Source organism: Pseudomonas sp. LBUM1656 (assembly GCF_059716065.1).
In genome coordinates, this window is sequence record NZ_CP166800.1 from 4479232 (window position 1) to 4497358 (window position 18127).

An 18127-nucleotide genomic window follows, 5' to 3' on the forward strand; every position below is an offset into this window, starting at 1 on the left:
TCATTCAGTCTGTTTATTCCAGGATCGTCACCGGCATACCGACTTCAAGTTGGCCGTTGCTGTCGTTGACCAGGTTCTGCCCGAACATCGCGCCGTCGGCCTCGGAACGGTATTTCTGCAACGTGGCCAGAGGTTCGCGATCATCGCTTCGCTCACCGGTTTGCGGGTCGATGGTGGTCAGGATGCAGCGTGAACAGGACTTGACCACGCGGAACTCGACATCGCCAATGCGGATACGCTTCCAGCTATCTTCGGCAAAGGCCTCGCTGCCCTCGATCACCAGGTTCGGTCGAAAACGCAGCATTTCCAGCGGTCGCCCGACCTTTTTCGACAAGTCCTCCAGGGATGCCTGCCCGATCAGCAACAGCGGGAAGCCATCGGCGAAGGCCACTTGATCGTCATCCCGGCCGTAGCCCGCTTGCGTGGTGCGCGCGCGATCCAGAGGAATTTGCACCAGGCGCGTCGGTTTTCCGATGAACTCACTGACCCAGGCACCGGCCTCATCACCGGCATCGGGCACCCGCAGACTGTCTTTGAAGATTGTCACACCGCGCAGTTCAGCGTCGCTGCCTGGCAATGCAATGTCGATGGGTGAGCGCCCGGGAGCACTGAGGGTCAAGCCACCGTCGGCATTCCACAACGCCGACAACTGACTCATCTGCCCCACCGCTCGCTGGGTCAGAAAGCGCCCGCTGGCCTCGTCCACCAGCATCCAGCGTCGATCACCGTCCAGACCCAGCTTATCGAGTCTGACCTGTTGCAGGGTCTCGCCCTTGCCGGATTTCAACGGATAACGGTAAAGCGCGCTAAGACGCAACATGGCCAGCTCCCTGGAGGGCAAAAAATGCCACCCTATACGAGCTTGCTCATTGAATCAAAGGCTGAGCGTTGGACGCAACATACCTGTGGGAGATCGTGTGCAGCCTTTACATCTTTATCAGGCCGGCACTTCATCGAGCATCAGGCGCTGGCGCACGACGTCGACGAGTTTGTCCGGCTGGAACTTGGAGAGGAAATTGTCGCAGCCGACCTTCTTGACCATCGAGTCGTTGAAACTGCCCGACAGCGACGTGTGCAGCACCACGTAGAGGCCACGCAGGCGCGGGTCGTTGCGGATTTCGGTGGTCAGGCGATAGCCGTCCATTTCCGGCATTTCCGCGTCGGTAAACACCATCAGCAGTTTGTCGGTCATCGACACGCCGGTATCAGCCCAGGCCTTGAGCATGTTCAGTGCCTTCAAGCCGTCGCTGGCGATGTGCATCTTCACGCCCAACTGGCCCAGGGTGTCGCGCAATTGCGACAAGGCGACGTTGGAGTCGTCCACCAGCAGCACTTCACGGCCACGGGCGCGTTCCAGCACCGGGTCGTCGAGTTTCTCGCGCGAGACCTTGGCGTTGTACGGCACGATTTCCGCCAGGACTTTTTCAACGTCGATGATCTCCACCAACTGGTCGTCGACCTTGCTGATGGCGGTCAGGTAATGCTGGCGGCCGGCGCTGGTCGGCGGCGGCAAAATGGCTTCCCAGTTCATGTTGACGATGCGGTCCACGCCACCGACCAGGAACGCCTGCACCGAGCGGTTGTACTCGGTGACGATGATTGTACTGGTAGGGCTAGGCACCAGCGGACGCATGCCGATAGCCTGGGACAGGTCGATCACCGGCAGCGTCTGGCCACGCAGGTTGACCACGCCGCAGACAAACGGATGGCGCTGGGGCATCAGGGTCAGCTTCGGCAGCTGCAACACTTCCTGCACTTTGAAGACGTTGATCGCGAACAATTGACGACCGGCCAGCCGGAACATGAGAATTTCCAGGCGATTCTCACCCACCAGTTGTGTGCGTTGGTCTACCGTGTCGAGAATGCCGGCCATTAATGACTCCTGGGCTTGTACTGATGAATTCACTAAAGAGGGTTATCGGCTGTATTTGCCAGAGCTTGACCCTGAGACAAAATGCCACGATCAGGCATTGATGTCACATTAACATCATGCTTTACTGGCGCCGTGATTTCATCTGCTTCATTCCCTGCGGCGCGACCTCGGTTTGCACGTTAGGTTCCCCTGTGTAAGGGATTCCCCTAGTAACAATCAGGCCCAACCTGATATTCGCAATATCCAATAGCCATTAATGTGACGCCATTCTCATTGCATGAACGGAGTCAGGCTTTTGTGTGCGATCGCAGGTAAGTGGCCATCCACCTTCTCGAGTTCCCCAGCCTGCACCCAGGCCTGCCGGAGCGCGATCTCATGCCGGCATGGCAGCGTCGGGACGCAGGGCGTCTTCGTCGACACACACGACATCCCCTCATTTGACATGACGTTGTGGAGATAAGCATGCCGAACGACCCTAAGCAGTGGGCTCAGCGCTTTCCGGAGTTCCTCGTCGAGGCGGAAACACTCCTGGCCAAATCGGAGGAGTGCCTTAGCCACCTGCAGTTGATCAGCAATGACAAGGACGCAATCGATTGCATGCTCAGCAGCCTTCTCAAACTGGCCAGCAAGGCCGATGCCCTGGCGCTGGAAGCGGTGTCTGAATTTTCGCTGCACATCCATGGCTTGCTGAACCACGCTCAAAGCCACATGGAACTGCATGACCAGGCCCTGGGTGCTTTGAAGGATTGCTTCACGTTGATGGCCTGGCAACTCGAACTCATCGACCAGACCACCGGCCAACTCAGCCTGGATGACAGCGAACAGACTTCGCTGATCGAAGCCTTTGCATTTCAGGTCGGACAAAGTCATTTTCAATTGCCGGTTAATTCCAAACCGTTCACGCTCGTTTCCTATTCGGAGCGCCAGGCTTAATTCGCCTGATAACATTGCCGTGTGGCGTATTCTTATTGCCATGATGCCGCTCATTAACTTGAGTGCGCTCATGTCGCAATTGAATAATTCATACCTGTCAGCGACAGCGCGATACAAATAACTATTCCCTTCGTAAACTTTTTCCATTGTGGAACTATCGTCCATAACGTTTTAATTCCTGACCAAATAGACATATATAGCAAACGCGACCAACGGTATCTTAAGTGGTATTATGCCGACCATTAGTTGACGCCAATTAATGGCAAAGTGACTTCAGATGAGATCAGCCCGATAAGTTACAGGCTGTCATTCAACCCTGGACTGCACTGCTCAAGACGAGTCACTACAGATTTTCAGACAGAGACCCGTCAACACTATGGCCGGTCTGCCCGCAGCGAACATCCATTGGCTCCATCCGCTATGTACGCCAGTCTCAAGTCAATCACCCTATGGCCACCCTCCCAAAAACACGCGCGACGGTTCACGCTTTTGCTGTGCACCGGTGCGGCACTTGGCAGCCTGCTGGTTTTCAGCCTGTCTATTCCAATGCCGGTGAGCCTGCTGATACTCAACATGACGGCACTGGCCTGCGTCTGGGTGCAACATTGCCTCTCACGTAAATCAATAAAATTTCAGCCGCAAGAGTTGGCCGACCGTTTACTGGAAGTACAGGAAAACGAGCGTCACCGACTCAGTCGAGAACTGCATGACGACATTGGTCAATTACTGACCGCTGCCAAACTTCAAAGTGAATGGCTCAAACGCCGAATGCCTGAAGACATGCAAGGCCAGTGTTCGGTGCTCTGCGACACGCTGGATGAAACCCTGACCAAGGTTCGTGATGTCTCGGCCATTCTCAATCCAAGGCAGTTGGCCAGTCTCGGGCTGGAAGCCAGCCTGCGTGCGCATTTGCTCAAGACCCTGGCCAATACCTCGATACACTGGAGCCTGGAATGCCATCAACGCTTGACCGGCATACCGGAAGAAATGGCGGTGGCCGCCTTTCGAATCACCCAGGAAGCGGTGACCAATATTCTGCGCCACGCCAAAGCGAACAACTTGTTGATCCGCCTGCAACGCATGCCCCTGGGCCTGACACTGTTAATCAGCGACGATGGACTGGGGTTCGCGCCAGCCGCCGACCCGGGTCGAGAGGGACAGCGCGGTATGGCCGGAATGGTGGAACGGATCGATCAACTGGGCGGTACCCTGGTCGTGACCAGCGAGCCGGGCAAAGGCACTCAAATCGAAGCACTCTTTCCCTGGGCGCCCCGTGCGCTCGAACGGGCCAGTACGAATAAGGTTTTGCATTGACTTGTAACTTACTTCTGGTGGATGACCACTCGCTTATCAGGGCAGGCGTGCGCGCTCTGGTGCTGGATATTCCCGGCTATGCGGTTATTGGAGAGGCCAGTGACGGATCGCAGTTGCTCGAGATGGTCGAGAAACTGGTGCCTGACATTGTTCTTCTGGATATCTCAATGAAAGAGACAGGCGGACTTGAGGCCTTGCAACGACTCAAGCGGGTACGCCCGCAAAGCAAGGTGCTGATCCTGTCGATGCACACCGATCCTGCACTGATCATGCAGGCGCTTGAGTCCGGTGCTCACGGCTATTTGCTCAAAGACACCACGGCGACCGAGCTGGAACATGCCCTGGATGCCTTGCGCAACAACGAGCGCTACCTGAGCCCGGCCATCGCGCATACGGTCATCAACCAGGCACTGATCCGCAACCAGAAACACCAGCCCGAGACGGCGGACTCGCATAACCTGACGGCCCGCCAGCTGGAAATCCTGCGACTGATCGTGCGCGGCAAATCCACCCGGGAAATCGCCAATGGCCTGGGCCTCAGTATCAAAACCGTTGAAACCCACCGCTCGCAGATCATGAAGCGCTTGCAGATCTACGACGTGGCCGGCCTGGTGCTGTTTGCCGTGCGTGAGCAAATCATCAGTCTGGATGACTAGCCGCTTTCGAAGCACTCAGCAGCGGCGAGTTCTGCGGCAAATGCACGCGCAATGCCGCTGGGCGCGCCGAGAATCGCAAACTCTCACCCTCGATAGGTTCGCCATCCAGATTGATGTAGAGGCCTTCCGAGACCTTGATTTCAACCCACGGCAGGCGAGCTCGCACAAACATGTTGTCGATGCCGAAGCCATCGGCCAGCAACGTTTTCAACGTGCTGACCACTTCCTGCGGCGCAGGCAAGATGCTGATATCCAGCAGACCATCGTCAGCCAATGCCTCCGGGCACAGCACGTGACCACCGCCCGCCTGCCGACCATTGCCGATACCCAAGGCCAATAGTTCACCGCTCCAATGAAAGTCCGGCCCCTGCAACTCGCCGTAGGCCGCATGCAACTCACTGAAACGCGATAACCCGGTGAACAGATAAGCGGCGCCCCCGAGGACTTTTTTCAAGTCTTCCGAGGTGTTCGCCGTAACCTGGCTACCAAAGCCGCCAGTGGCCATGTTCAAAAAGACCTGCCCACCCACCTCTCCCAGATCGATCGCGTGCGGGGCCGAGTCCAGAAGGTCCAGCGCCAGAGCGGGTTCCAGCGGTACACCCGCGGCGCGAGCAAAATCGTTGGCGGTGCCCAGCGGCATCAGTACCAGACTGGCCTGCGTGGAGTGCGCGGCCATCGCCTCGGCGATATCACGCAAGGTGCCATCACCGCCACCGGCGATCAGTTGCCTATAGCCTGCATTCAGCGCTTCTTCCACCAGCCGCTGCGCGTCCCCCGCCTCCCAGGTCACTCGGACCGCCAACTCCCAGCCCTGCTGGCGCTTGACGTCGACGGCTGCGCGGACTTCTTCATTGAGTGCCTGCTTGCCATGCAGAATCAACAACGCCTTGCGCTCACCCATTATTGTCGCTCCCATGTTTGGAATCCGTATGGGAGATGTTGACCTCACCATCCCCTATAAAAGTCGCAAGGATTTGATTTTTTTTGAGTGTGCAGCCTTGCGGTCCTACAGGGCGGGATATTTTCTTACAACATGTGCGGAATCGGCTCAATTGACCAACCGTGGTGATTGGTACACCTTGGTGTCCGCGGCACCGTCATCAACATTAAATACAGGGATGTGCAAACCATGAGTAGACCCTCTTCAAGGACCACACAAAGCGCAATCAACAAAAGTGTCGGCCACGCCATGGGCTCCCAAGCAAGGAGCGTTTCAGTCCATGCAAAGTCATGACATCAGGTTACCGATCAACCAGGTCGCGCCATTGGCAGAAAATCGCGCCAATCACCAGGCTGAATTCAGTAACAGCGCAAAGCCCGCCCGAGGAGTTGACATGGAACCTCGCGTCATTGAACTCGAGACACACCTCAAATACCTCCGAAGAGAGATGGAAGAGATCCGTGGTCATGTTAAATCCATCAAACACCGGCTGGCCTATTCCGCAGGTGGAACAGCCGTTGTCCTGGGGCTGCTGGGCTGGATCGCCAACAGCCGCTTCGATCAGATCGTTACACTTCTGGCTCGTTGAACGCCAGTCGTGTACGCAAGCCCCGGCGCGATCAGCCGGGCTAGCGTAGCAAGACTGTCAGCGGGATCAGCTCAGGACTTCACTCAGCGGAATGAAGTTAACGTAATCGCCTTTGATCAACGTGCGGTCTTCCAGCACTTCAACCAGGCCATCGGCCCAGGCGGCACTGCGAAGCACCCCAGAGCTCTGATTCTTGTAGATGATTGCCTGACCCTTCTCCAGGCGGCCACGCAGATACTCTCGGCGATTGCCTGCCTTGGGCCAATCGAACCCTGCCGGCACCTGGAACTTCAACGGCTCAACCTCTTTCACGCCTTGGCGACGTAAGAGATAGGGTCTCGCCAACAAGGCAAATGTAACCAGCGTCGATGCCGGGTTGCCGGGCAAACCAATCACAGGGACGTCGCGAAAATGCCCGAACGTCAGGGGCTTGCCTGGCTTGATGGCGAGTTTCCACAGGCTCAACTCGCCCTCTTCGCGCAAGGCAATGCCCAGAAAATCGGCCTCTCCGACAGACACACCGCCGGTAGAAAGGATCAGGTCGACATCCTTCAACTCGCCAAGGCGGGCGCGGGTGGTCGGTAAATCATCTGGAAGAATTCCGGCATCGATCACTTCACAGCCCAGATGCTGCAACCAACTGCACAGCAACACGCGATTACTGTTGTAAATCTGTCCCGGCCCAAGGGGCTGGCCCGGCTCTATCAATTCATCTCCGGTTGACAGAACCGCAACACGGACCTTGCGAACCACCTCAAGCTCAGCGCATCCCAGCGACGCTGCCAGGCCCTGCTCGATAGGTCCGAGGCGTGTGCCAGCCGGCAAAACAAGTTCGCCAACGGTGGTTTCCTGGCCTTGTGGGCGGATGTTTTGACCCGGGGTCATCGTCTCGATAAAACGGACGCGCTCATCCGCCTGGACCTCGGCGTTCTCCTGCATTTCGACGCAATCAGCACCCTCCGGTACTGGCGCACCGGTAAAGATCCGGGCGCAGGTCCCTGGCTTCAACGGTTCGGGAGCCTGGCCGGCAAAAATCTTCTGACTGACCACCAACGGCTCTCCCGTCCAGTCAGCGATGCGCAAGGCATAGCCGTCCATGGCACTGTTCGGCCAGGGCGGCAGATCAAGCGTCGAGACCAGATTATCGGCCAGTACACGACCTTCAACCTGCGCCAACGGCAAGCACTCACGCTCACAGATCGCTGAAGCCTCAGCCATTTCCAGCAAACGCGCCAACGCTACCTCGACCGCCATCAAGCTGCCGGTTTTGCCAGGCTTACCCACGGGATTCACAGGGTTCCGCCTGTTTCAGGTGAGCCACGAAATTGCAGGGACGGTGCCGCGAATCCAGCTGTTCAGCAAGAATGCCATCCCAGCCGGTGCGCACAGCGTTGGTCGAACCCGGCAAGCAGCAGACCAGCGTGCCATTGGCCAACCCCGCCAGAGCCCGGGACTGAACAGTCGACGTGCCAATATCCGCGACCGAAATTTGCCGGAACAGCTCGCCAAAACCATCGACTTGCTTGTCCAGCAGACAGCTCACCGCTTCGGGTGTGCTGTCGCGCCCCGTGAACCCCGTACCGCCGGTGATCAACACCACCTGCACGACATCGTCGGCAATCCAGTTGGCGACTTGCGCGCGAATTTTGTAGAGATCATCTTTAAGCAAAACCCGAGCGGCCAGGTTGTGACCGGCAGCGCTCAAGCGGTCGACGAAGACCTGTCCTGACGTATCGGTTTCCAGGGTGCGGGTATCGCTGACAGTCAACACCGCTATGTTGAGCGGCGCGAAAGGTACTTCAGCCTTGGCTTTCATAGGCTCGTCCAGTTGTAGGATAAACAGCCCGGTGTTATATCACAGCGCCTCGTTTTTTCGCCGCCCCCATGGAGACTTGCCATGCCCTCGAATACTCAATTGCCGCCCTGCTCCATTCTGCTCCTGGCAGGTGGCCGAGGCCAACGCATGGGCGGCCAGGACAAGGGTTTACTGGAATGGCATGGTGAGCCGCTGATTGTGCATTTGCATCGCAAGACTCGCGAGCTGAGTGACGACCTGATCATCTCCTGCAACAGGAACCTGGAAAAATACGCGCCTTACGCCGACCGACTGGTCCATGACGATGAAGGCGACTTCCCGGGACCCTTGGCCGGTATTCGCGCAGGACTCAAGGCCGCCCGCCATCCCAGTCTGCTGGTGTTGCCGTGCGACGTGCCGCGCATCGATGCGGCCCTGCTCCACAGCATGCGCGAAACGGCCCGCCAGCATCCGGACAAACCATTGATGCTGCGCCATGACGAGCATTGGGAACCGTTGCTTTGCATCATCCCCGTAGCACTCTCGGCGGATTTCGAACAGGCATGGCACGACGGCGAACGCAGTCCGGGTCGCCTCATGCGCAAACTGGGCGCAACCGCCCTGCAATGCCCCGACAATGACCCTCGGCTGGCCAACCTCAACACGCCAGAGCTGTTAAGCACACACCGCACTGTGTCAGACTGACACGAGAAGGAACTTGCGCGCGTTGTTTACGTCTCAAGCTCAGTAACCAAAAGAATTCATATTCGGAGACACACTCATGACTCAACGGACCCTCGCCACTTTCATGCTCGCACTGGGCCTCGCGACCCTCGCCGGTTGCGCATCGCCTACAGTGATCACCTTGAATGATGGTCGCGAAATCCAGGCCGTCGACGCGCCAAAATACGATGACGAATCGGGTTTCTACGAGTTCGAACAGCTGGATGGCAAGCAAACCCGCATCAACAAGGATCAGGTTCGTACCGTTAAAGAGTTGTAATCTTTACGGCACCACCGGATACAGAAAAGCCCGCTTATAGCGGGCTTTTTCGTGCCTGAAGCAGGGTGATCACCATTGCAGGGTGATGGTGCTCTCAAACTCACGCTGCTGGCCAGTGACCGGGTCGACAAACCGCAACCCCTGAGCCAGCAGCTTCAAGGGGTTGGCATAGTCGTCCTCGACATCCTTGAGCACCTGCGGGTAGAACGGATCGTTGCAGATACTGGCGCCCAAAGCGCTCATGTGCACCCGCAACTGATGTTTCTTGCCGGTCACCGGGTAAAGTCCATAACGCCAGAGATCGCCGTTCTTTTCACGAACCTCGACTGCCGTCTCGGTGTTGCTGACGCCCGGACCTTCCTGCATGCGAAAGAACGGCTCGCCATCGACCAGCCTGCTTTTATGAACCAATGGAAAGGTGAGTTCCGGCAATGCGCGGGCGATGGCTTCGTAGCGTTTTTCGATTTGGCGTGTAGGAAATAATGACTGGTAAGCCGAGCGGCTCTCGGGGTTCGCTGAAAACAACACCAGTCCCGCCGTATGTCGGTCAATGCGATGCAAAGGCACCAGATGCGGGTTATCCAGTCGACGGATCAACCGTCGCAACAAGGTCTGTTCCACGTATTCGCCAGCCGGGGTCACTGGCAGAAAATGCGGCTTGTCCGCCACCACCAGATGGTCGTCGGCGTACAGGATCGACTCGACCACCGGGATCGGTTTCTCGTCCGGCACCTCACGGAAGTAATGAATCCGCAGGCCTTCCTTGTAACGCATATCAAGGGCAATCGGTTGACCGTGCCCGTCAAGCACGCGACCACGAGCAATTCTGTCCAGCCATTGTTCACGACCGATAGCGCTGAAGTGTTCACACAGGCAATCGAGCACGGTCTGCCACGGACCCGGCGGCAAGTAGAGCGTGCTGGCCTGATTGTGCGCAGCAGAAAAAGATGAAGTGGACATTCGAAAGCTCTGACCCTCAATACAGGTCGGCATTATCCAACAGTGGCCGGAACGAACCTAGAAGAGAATCCTCAAGCCGGGATCTGCGCACGCGCCGCCGCCTCGGTGAACTCCTTAAGCCAGCGCAACACATCAACCGCTTCCCAGCGACCTGGATCATAAAGCGCATACAACAACCCCTGGTAGCCAACGACATCCAGCTGCCGGTGATAACCCGCGCGCTGGAACAACGCTTCAATTTCGGCAAAACAGGTATTGAAGTGCAGTTTGTTGAAAGGGGTTTTTCCTTCCAGGACCAGTCCATCCAGGCGCAATTCGAGGACGGCCTCGCGCACAACATCCGCCGACATCCGGTTAACGCTGTTTTTCAATTGTTCGACATTGACCAAGGCTCATCCCTCTGACTTCCGGGATCGCTCGCCCAAACCCGAAACAGGGAAAGCACGGCAGGCGATCAGAATAACTGTACAGGCATACAGTAACTCAATAATCAGCCTTTCGCCAATGCATGAAACGTAGAGCGCGACGGGTGGGAGTGATGCCGACAGCGTCGCGGATCAGCGTAAGAACGCCACGACCTGCTCCCCATCAAAGGGCCACACCAACTCAGCACCGGTATCAACCCGACGCAGTACCGGAATACGCAAGCTGTACGCTTCGAAGTAGGTCTCCTCATCAGCGATGTCCACCAGTTCCACTAACAAACCGTGCTCGACAAACTCCATCAGCATGGCTTCAGCGACTTCACAGAGATGGCAACCAAGGGTGCCGAAAAGCTGACATTCAGGAGGCATGACAACGAGACCAAGCAAATTAAGCGTTCATTCTAGGCCCGCCAGCAACCGCAGTCGAGCCAACACCTCAGACGTCTGGGCAGCGGCCGATTTCAAAAGATTTCGGTAAACCCCTGACTCAAATCATTCGTGAGCAATCTCATTTACGCGATGCTCGCAGCTATTTTGCCTCTACGCTTGAGTAGCCAGATCCCTTCACCGGAGTTTTTTGTGTTCGCCAATCTCTTGATCATCCTCGCCTCCTCTCTGGTGGTGATTGCACTGTTCCAGCGCCTGCGTCTGCCACCGGTGCTGGGCTATCTGTGCGTAGGGCTGATGATCGGGCCGACGGCATTCAACTGGGTGAATGAAAGCGAAGAGTTGCCAGACCTTGCCGAACTGGGTGTGGTGTTTCTGCTGTTCTCCCTGGGGCTGGAGTTTTCCCTGTCGAAAATGATCGCCCTGCGCCGGGTGGTATTTGGCCTTGGCAGCCTGCAAGTGTTGGTGTCCGGGCTATTGATGGGGGCATTGCTGATCCTGTTCGGCATGCCGGCGACGCCTGCCTTGTTACTCGGAGCCGGTCTGTCGCTGTCTTCCACCGCCATCGTCAGCAAAGAGTTGGGCAGCCTCGGTGAGATTTTCAGCAGCCACGGCCAGAACGCCATCGCCGTATTGCTGTTCCAGGATGTGGTGGCTGTGCTGCTGTTGACCCTGGTGCCGGTGTTCGCCGGCAACAGCGATCAGGCCTGGTACTGGGCATTGCCGATCACGTTGGGCAAGACCGTCGTGCTGTTCGTTGGTCTGCTGATGGCCAGTCGCTGGTTGCTGCCCCGTCTGTTTCATGAGGTCGCCGCCGCCCGCTCTCCGGAGCTGTTCGTGCTGCTGGCGCTGGTCATCGTTTTGCTGACTGCGTGGCTGACTCACCTGCTCGGCCTCTCCCCTGCCCTGGGCGCATTTCTCGCCGGCATGCTGCTGGGGGAGAGCCACTATCGACATCAGATCGAGGCAGACATCCGCCCGTTCCGCGACATCCTGCTCGGGTTGTTTTTCGTCAGCATCGGCATGCTGATCGACTTGCAGCTGTTTGCCAGCCACGGCCTGCTGATCCTCGGCCTGACACTTGGGTTACTGCTCATCAAGGGCGCAGTGGTCGCGTTGCTGGTCAAATGGCGCGGCAGCGACGGCGAAACCGCGTGGCGCAGCGGCCTGGCATTGGCTCAGGGTGGCGAGTTCTGCTTCGCGCTGATGGCACTGATGCAGCAAAACAAAATGATGCCCGCCGACTTTGGAGGCCTTTTGCTGGCTGCGACATTCTGCTCGATGCTGGTTACACCGTTGCTGCTGCGCGCGGCGCCCCACCTTGCAACACGCCTGCATCGCAATCCCAACGAAGAAGTCAAACTGGCAGAAATCAGCGCGCTCAACGCCGACTTGCACAACCACGTCGTGATCTGTGGCTATGGTCGTGTGGGGCAGTCCATCGGCCGCGCGCTGCGCAACGCGCTGCAACCTTACCTGGCACTGGACACCGACCCGGTGCGTGTCCAGGAAGCCGCCGTGGATGAAACCTGTGTGCATTACGGTGACTCGCGACGCGGTGAACTGCTGATGGCGGTAGGTCTGGCGCGCGCCAGGCTGCTGGTGATTGCCGTGGACCAGACCGACATCGCGCTACTGATCCTCCAGGAGGCGCGCCGATTGAACGCAACAATCCCGATCCTGGTACGCACTCGGGACGACAGCCAACTGGCCGAGTTGAAAGCGGCCGGCGCCAGCGAAGTCGTGCCCGAACTCCTGGAGTCGAGCCTGATGCTCGCCTCCCACGCATTGATCATGCTCGGTTTACCCGCGCATCAGGTGCAGGAGCGAGCCGACCAGATACGGCATGACCGCTATCGCCTGCTGCACGGTTTTTATCCCGGGAGCGACGATGAAGAAAAGTGAGTCAATCCTGGCTCACGGCACCGATCTTGTGCACCGACAAGTCCGCGCCGTAATACTCTTCTTCCTGGCTCAGGCGCAGACCATGCAACGCCTTGATCGCGCCATACACCACAAAACCACCGAGCAGCGCGACGATCACACCCAACGAGGTGCCGATCAATTGGCTGATCAGGCTCACCCCACCCAAACCACCCAATGCGCTCTGGCCGAAAATGCCGCAGGCGATTCCACCCCAGACACCGCACAAACCATGCAATGGCCAGACACCCAGCACATCGTCGATGCGCCATTTGACTTGAGCCGCGGTGAAGCACCAGACAAACAAGGTCCCGGCAATCACGCCCGTGATCAGCGCGCCCACCGGATGCATCAGGTCAGAACCGGCGCAGATCGCCACCAACCCGGCCAGCGGGCCGTTATGCAGAAACCCCGGGTCATTGCGTCCGACGATCAGCGCCGCCACGGTGCCGCCGACCATGGCCATCAGCGAGTTCACCGCGACCAATCCGCTGACGCCTTGCAGCGTCTGAGCGCTCATGACGTTGAAACCGAACCAGCCGACGATCAGGATCCACGAACCCAATGCCAAAAAGGGAATGCTCGATGGTGCGAACGCCACCAATCGCCCTTCGCGATAACGCCCATGCCTTGGCCCGAGCAACAACACCGCCGCGAGCGCCAGCCATCCGCCCATGGCGTGCACCACGACCGAGCCCGCGAAGTCATGGAAGCTGGCGCCAAAACGCTCCAGCAACCAGGCCTGCAGCCCGAAATTGCCGTTCCAGATCATGCCTTCAAAGAATGGATAGATGAACGCCACGATCAGCGCCGTCGCACACAACTGCGGGACGAACCTGGCACGCTCGGCAATACCTCCGGAAATGATCGCCGGAATCGCCGCCGCAAAGGTCAGCAGAAAGAAAAATTTCACCAGCCCATAGCCGTGATCGGCGTTGATCACCGCCGCCGGTTGCATGAAGGTGACCCCGTAGGAAATCCAATAGCCTATAAAGAAATAGGCCAGGGTCGAAATGGCGAAGTCGCTGAGGATCTTCGACAAGGCATTGACCTGATTCTTTTGTCGAACCGTACCGACTTCAAGAAATGCAAAACCGGCGTGCATGGCCAATACCATGACCGCACCGATAAGAATGAACAACGTATTGGAGCTATGGACCAGACTGTCCACAGCGCTTTGCAGATTTTCCATGGGGTTGGCAGACCTGAAGGCTAAAAAGGCACCAAAGCGGTTCGCGCAGGGAGGTTGTGCACCAAGTTGCAGCCCGCAAAATCAAAGCGTTGATCCCGGCGAACCGCTTTGGCGCACAAGGTCGAAACCCTGACGCGCGTTTTAATTGTTTGAATCAGGGTTTTCCTGAAATCATGCCCGGCAACAGCGCAACGACGCGGGCTGATGCACCATGACATAGCAAAAGTTGTACCAGTCATTTGTACTGAACCTTCACACTAGGCTCATACTCGAACGCTTCAGAAGCCACTTACGGAGATCACCAATGGCCAGCATCAAAGCAAAGACTGCTCAAGAAATCCTGATGAACGATTTTCAGACACTGGTGAGCGACACCGAACGGTTACTGGAACACACCGCCACCCTGGCGGGCGATCAGGCCGATGAGCTGCGCAGCCAGATCCACGACAGTCTGCTGCGTGCCCGCGAAACGTTGAAACTGACCGAAGACTCCCTGCGCGAACGCGGTCAGGCCGCCGTGACCGCCGCCGAAGATTACGTCCAGACCAATCCATGGCAATCGGTCGGGATCGCGGCGGGTGTCGGCTTTCTGATTGGCCTGCTGGCCACTCGGCGCTGATATGTCTATCGGTGAATCCAGCTCGTCCGCGACGGGCACAAGCTCCTCATCGCGGCGCCTGGGTGCCGCTTTTCTTGGACTGTTGCACAGCCATGTCGAACTGTTCGGCATCGAGTTGCAGGAACAGAAAGCGCGCACCGTAAGCCTGTTGCTGTTTGCAGGCCTTGCGCTGGTCTTTGCCTTGCTGTTGCTGGTGGGATTGTCGACGCTGGTGCTGATCCTGTTTTGGGACACCTACCGTCTGCCAGCGATCATCGGGCTCTGCGTGTTCTACACCCTGGCTGCAATATTCTGTGGCATGCGCCTGAAAGCGGCGATTTTCGATGAGTCGTCGCCCTTCCACGGCACTCTGGAAGAATTGGCCAATGATAGGGAGCGTCTGCTGCCATGAGCCTGCCTGAACTGCCCCATAACAGCTCGCGCACCGAAATGCGCAAGGCGTTGATACGCCTGCGCATGGAAATGCATCGCCAGGAAATTCGTCACGAATCCGCGCAGTTGATGCAACCCTTGAAGCGGGTACGCGGGATGACGCAAAACCTGCACGACGGCTTCGGCATCAAGCACGCCCCGCTCTGGGGCATGGCGGCCGTGACGTTGCTCGGTTTTCTGACCGGTAAAGGCGCCAAGAGCGGCGGTACCAGCGGCCTGACTCGGCTGGTTCGCCTGGGCACAACGCTCGGGCCGCTGATCAAGCTGGTCATGCAAGGCTCTTCGCGTAAAGACTGAATAGCCACTATCTGGCTGCATTCTTGCAATACCACCGGGATTAACCTCTTTATCGAGAGGTTCAATCCTGTGTGCCTACCCGGTATGCGGATTAATCCAAAAACAAGACATTACTAAGGAGGCCTCGTGATCGACGGGCAACCGCTCGCCTGCTTTCAGCCGTTTATCGATACCGCCACCGGTCGTATCGCCGGTGTGGAAGCGCTGGGCCGACTGCGTCAGGCCGACGGTCAACTGGCCTCGGTAGGACCGCTGTTCGCCGACCCGCGAACCCCCGCCATCGCCCTTCGTCGTCTTGATCGCCAGATACGCGACAACGCCCTTAGCCGTCTGTATGAAGCGCCTTCGGACTGGTTTTTGAGCCTGAACATCTCACCGCGCTGGATCAGCCGGTTACGGCAGGACCAGGCGCTGCCGAGCCTCAAGCAACTGAGCCGGCACAACGTCGATCCGCAACGCATCGTCTTCGAGATCACCGAGCTGGGCGGCAACATCCAGCGCCTGGCCGAGGTCGTGGCCCGTTACCGACAGGCTGGGGCACGGATCGCCATCGATGATTTCGGTGCCGGTTATTCGCAACTCGATCGCGTGCTGGCCCTGCAACCGGACATTCTCAAGCTCGACATGCGACTGTTCCAGGCCGCAGCATTGGGCGGCCCCAGTAGCGACGTGGTGAAAGCCCTGGCGCAAATGGCCGAGAAAACCGGATGCTGGATCATCGCCGAAGGGGTGGAAACCGAAGCTCAACTGAATTTCGCCCTGGAGTGCGGTTCACGTTACGTGCAGGGGTTTCTATTTGCCCGGGCGCAGGCGGACTTCTTTGCCACCGACGCCTTTGTCGAACGTTTCGCGCAACTGCGCCAGCGTTATGTTCAGCAGAAACTGGGCGAACGCGGGCGACTGATGATCATGCGCCAGCAACTCTGCGAATTGATGACCATCCTGCAAGCCTGGGCTCTGGCCCGCGCGCCGCTGAGCGCCTTGCCACAGTTGCAGGCGTTTCCCTGGCTGTTGCGTTTCTATCAATGCGACCGTCACGGCACCCAGTTGACGCCCAATCTGGAATGGCGCAACAACGGCTGGGAGGCGGATAACCGCTACCTGGGCCATAACTGGTCGTGGCGGCCCTACTTTTATCAACTGCTGGCCGAGGGCTGGGAGGAGCGACGCCTGACTCTGTCCACGACCTACCGCGATGCCACCAGCAATCAGTACTGCCTTACCGCGGGGCAGTTTTTCGACAACGGCGAACGACTGCTGCTCATCGACATCGACGCCGCCGGGCTCTAGTTCCGCTTGCAGGCGCAGGCCTGAACCCGGAAGCTAGAGGCTCAGTCACCTGACGGAGAGTCCAGCCTTGGATTGGCAAACCCTGCTTACCCGCGAACGTCTCGGAAAGCCTCTGCACAGCCCGGAAGAACTCGGCCGCAGCCCCTTCCACAAAGACCACGACCGCATCATTTTTTCCGGTGCCTTTCGCCGCCTCGGGCGCAAGACTCAGGTCCATCCGGTCACCAGCAACGATCACATTCACACGCGCCTGACCCACTCGCTGGAGGTCAGTTGCGTCGGCCGGTCGCTGGGCATGCGCGTCGGTGAAACCATTCGCAGCGCCCTGCCCGACTGGTGTGAACCGAGTGACCTGGGGATGGTGGTGCAATCGGCTTGCCTGGCCCATGACATCGGCAATCCGCCCTTCGGGCATTCCGGCGAAGACGCGATCCGTCACTGGTTCCAGCAGGCCGCCGGCCGTGGCTGGCTGGACGCAATGAGCGAAGTCGAACGCAATGACTTCCTCAATTTCGAAGGCAACGCTCAGGGTTTCCGGGTGCTCACCCAGCTTGAGTACCATCAGTTCGACGGCGGCACCCGGCTGACCTACGCCACGCTGGGCACCTATCTAAAGTATCCATGGACGGCAAAGCACGCCGATTCGTTGGGCTACAAGAAGCACAAGTTCGGCTGCTATCAGAGCGAACTCCCGCTGCTTGAGCAGATCGCTCTTAAACTCGGGCTGCCGCAACTGGAGGAACAGCGCTGGGCGCGCCATCCGCTGGTGTACCTGATGGAGGCGGCGGACGATATCTGTTACGCGCTGATCGATCTGGAAGATGGTCTGGAAATGGACCTTCTGGAGTACGCCGAAGTCGAGTCTTTACTTCTCGATCTTGTGGGCGACGATCTGCCGGAAACCTACCGCCAATTGGGCCCTCAGGATTCGCGTCGGCGCAAACTGGCGATCCTGCGGGGCAAGGCCATCGAACACCTGACCAATGCCGCCGCCCGGGCCTTCGTCGAGCAACAGGACTCGCTGCTGGCGGGCACGCTGCCCGGCGATCTGGTGGAACACATGCATGGCCCGGCCAAGCGCTGCGTATTGAATGCCAAGGACATGGCGCGCAAAAAGATCTTCCAGGACAAACGCAAGACGCTGCATGAAATCGGCGCTTACACCACCCTCGAAATCCTGCTCAACGCGTTCTGTGGTGCCGCACTGGAACAACACAACGGTCGAACGCCGTCCTTCAAGAGCCGGCGCATCCTCGACCTGCTGGGCAACAATGCGCCCGATCCTCACGGGCCTTTGCACACCTCGTTCCTGAGAATGATCGACTTCATCGCCGGGATGACCGACAGCTATGCCAGTCAAATGGCCCTGGAAATGACCGGTCGCTCAAGCCACGGCTGACACTGCATCGATCAGCCGGGTCAGGGTTTCCTGAACGGCTGACCGGCGTCTGCGCGTTTTTCATTTCAAACCCCGCATCAGCAGAATCGCCCTACACCAT

21 protein-coding genes are annotated in these 18127 nt (G+C 58.2%); 12 read left to right on the plus strand and 9 right to left on the minus strand.

Features of this window, described 5'->3' with window-relative positions; genetic code table 11:
* Nucleotides 1–13 precede the first annotated feature (13 nt).
* Both ACA072_RS20090 and ACA072_RS20095 read right to left on the minus strand, forming a co-directional pair.
* Nucleotides 14–820, minus strand: coding sequence for an MOSC domain-containing protein (locus ACA072_RS20090; protein ID WP_497620110.1), 807 nt, complete (start codon nucleotides 818–820; stop codon nucleotides 14–16).
* A 117-nt stretch (nucleotides 821–937) separates the two neighbouring features.
* Nucleotides 938–1873, minus strand: a complete 936-nt coding sequence (locus tag ACA072_RS20095) for a chemotaxis protein CheV (protein ID WP_131060074.1) — start codon at nucleotides 1871–1873, stop codon at nucleotides 938–940.
* Nucleotides 1874–2335: 462 nt separating this feature from the next.
* Here ACA072_RS20095 and ACA072_RS20100 point away from each other — a divergent pair, with 462 nt between their 5' ends.
* The 3 genes from ACA072_RS20100 to ACA072_RS20110 all read left to right on the plus strand — a co-directional run bounded on the left by ACA072_RS20100 (nucleotide 2336) and on the right by ACA072_RS20110 (nucleotide 4776).
* Entirely contained in the window at nucleotides 2336–2806 is a 471-nt protein-coding gene (locus ACA072_RS20100; protein WP_497620112.1) for a hypothetical protein, read from the plus strand.
* 420 nt (nucleotides 2807–3226) lie between these two features.
* The gene (locus ACA072_RS20105; RefSeq protein WP_497625018.1) at nucleotides 3227–4120 is read left to right on the plus strand and encodes a sensor histidine kinase; all 894 of its coding nucleotides are present in this window, start codon (nucleotides 3227–3229) and stop codon (nucleotides 4118–4120) included.
* Entirely contained in the window at nucleotides 4117–4776 is a 660-nt protein-coding gene (locus ACA072_RS20110) for a response regulator (protein WP_497620114.1), read from the plus strand. The genes ACA072_RS20105 and ACA072_RS20110 overlap by 4 nt, the downstream gene beginning before the upstream one ends.
* Here ACA072_RS20110 and yegS read toward each other — a convergent pair.
* Nucleotides 4760–5677 (minus strand): lipid kinase YegS, encoded by a 918-nt coding sequence (gene yegS / locus ACA072_RS20115; RefSeq protein ID WP_497625019.1) that lies wholly within the window; start codon nucleotides 5675–5677, stop codon nucleotides 4760–4762. The genes ACA072_RS20110 and yegS overlap by 17 nt on opposite strands.
* 319 nt (nucleotides 5678–5996) lie before the next feature.
* Between yegS and ACA072_RS20120 the strand changes: the two genes are divergently transcribed.
* On the plus strand, nucleotides 5997–6305 hold the full coding sequence (locus ACA072_RS20120) for a hypothetical protein (protein WP_497620115.1): 309 nt from the start codon (nucleotides 5997–5999) through the stop codon (nucleotides 6303–6305).
* Nucleotides 6306–6371: 66 nt separating this feature from the next.
* On the opposite strand, the gene ACA072_RS20125 is transcribed toward ACA072_RS20120, so the two are convergent.
* Entirely contained in the window at nucleotides 6372–7598 is a 1227-nt protein-coding gene (locus ACA072_RS20125; protein WP_497620117.1) for a molybdopterin molybdotransferase MoeA, read from the minus strand.
* Nucleotides 7582–8121: a molybdenum cofactor biosynthesis protein B gene (moaB, locus tag ACA072_RS20130; RefSeq protein ID WP_497620118.1), complete on the minus strand. Its 540-nt coding sequence runs from the start codon at nucleotides 8119–8121 to the stop codon at nucleotides 7582–7584. The genes ACA072_RS20125 and moaB overlap by 17 nt, the downstream gene beginning before the upstream one ends.
* An 81-nt stretch (nucleotides 8122–8202) precedes the next feature.
* Between moaB and mobA the strand changes: the two genes are divergently transcribed.
* Together mobA and ACA072_RS20140 are read left to right on the plus strand one after the other, a co-directional pair.
* A complete protein-coding gene (gene mobA, locus ACA072_RS20135; protein WP_497620120.1) occupies nucleotides 8203–8805 on the plus strand; it encodes a molybdenum cofactor guanylyltransferase MobA in 603 nt (200 codons plus the stop codon).
* A gap of 76 nt (nucleotides 8806–8881) precedes the next feature.
* A complete protein-coding gene (locus ACA072_RS20140; RefSeq protein ID WP_109633577.1) occupies nucleotides 8882–9103 on the plus strand; it encodes a YgdI/YgdR family lipoprotein in 222 nt (73 codons plus the stop codon).
* Nucleotides 9104–9172: 69 nt separating this feature from the next.
* Here the strand turns inward: ACA072_RS20140 and ACA072_RS20145 are convergent, their stop codons facing one another.
* From ACA072_RS20145 to ACA072_RS20155, 3 genes are all read right to left on the minus strand, one after another.
* Entirely contained in the window at nucleotides 9173–10063 is an 891-nt protein-coding gene (locus tag ACA072_RS20145; protein ID WP_497620122.1) for a pseudouridine synthase, read from the minus strand.
* Nucleotides 10064–10134: 71 nt separating this feature from the next.
* Nucleotides 10135–10452, minus strand: coding sequence for a transcriptional regulator (locus ACA072_RS20150; RefSeq protein ID WP_219095298.1), 318 nt, complete (start codon nucleotides 10450–10452; stop codon nucleotides 10135–10137).
* 168 nt (nucleotides 10453–10620) lie between these two features.
* A complete protein-coding gene (locus ACA072_RS20155; protein ID WP_497620125.1) occupies nucleotides 10621–10857 on the minus strand; it encodes a glutaredoxin family protein in 237 nt (78 codons plus the stop codon).
* Between the two features lie 210 nt (nucleotides 10858–11067).
* Here ACA072_RS20155 and ACA072_RS20160 point away from each other — a divergent pair, with 210 nt between their 5' ends.
* On the plus strand, nucleotides 11068–12780 hold the full coding sequence (locus ACA072_RS20160; RefSeq protein ID WP_497620126.1) for a cation:proton antiporter: 1713 nt from the start codon (nucleotides 11068–11070) through the stop codon (nucleotides 12778–12780).
* Between the two features lies 1 nt (nucleotide 12781).
* Here ACA072_RS20160 and ACA072_RS20165 read toward each other — a convergent pair whose 3' ends face one another.
* Nucleotides 12782–13990: an ammonium transporter gene (locus ACA072_RS20165; protein ID WP_497620128.1), complete on the minus strand. Its 1209-nt coding sequence runs from the start codon at nucleotides 13988–13990 to the stop codon at nucleotides 12782–12784.
* Between the two features lie 304 nt (nucleotides 13991–14294).
* On the opposite strand from ACA072_RS20165, the gene ACA072_RS20170 reads away from it, so the two are divergent.
* The 5 genes from ACA072_RS20170 to ACA072_RS20190 all read left to right on the plus strand — a co-directional run bounded on the left by ACA072_RS20170 (nucleotide 14295) and on the right by ACA072_RS20190 (nucleotide 18027).
* Entirely contained in the window at nucleotides 14295–14609 is a 315-nt protein-coding gene (locus ACA072_RS20170) for an ElaB/YgaM/YqjD family protein (protein ID WP_109633587.1), read from the plus strand.
* Between the two features lies 1 nt (nucleotide 14610).
* A complete protein-coding gene (locus ACA072_RS20175) occupies nucleotides 14611–15000 on the plus strand; it encodes a phage holin family protein (protein WP_109633588.1) in 390 nt (129 codons plus the stop codon).
* Nucleotides 14997–15338, plus strand: coding sequence for a hypothetical protein (locus tag ACA072_RS20180; RefSeq protein ID WP_497620131.1), 342 nt, complete (start codon nucleotides 14997–14999; stop codon nucleotides 15336–15338). Before ACA072_RS20175 ends, ACA072_RS20180 begins: the two co-directional genes overlap by 4 nt.
* A gap of 126 nt (nucleotides 15339–15464) precedes the next feature.
* Nucleotides 15465–16628 (plus strand): EAL domain-containing protein, encoded by a 1164-nt coding sequence (locus ACA072_RS20185; protein ID WP_497620133.1) that lies wholly within the window; start codon nucleotides 15465–15467, stop codon nucleotides 16626–16628.
* A 67-nt stretch (nucleotides 16629–16695) separates the two neighbouring features.
* Nucleotides 16696–18027, plus strand: coding sequence for a deoxyguanosinetriphosphate triphosphohydrolase (locus ACA072_RS20190; RefSeq protein WP_497620135.1), 1332 nt, complete (start codon nucleotides 16696–16698; stop codon nucleotides 18025–18027).
* Nucleotides 18028–18127: the final 100 nt, after the last annotated feature.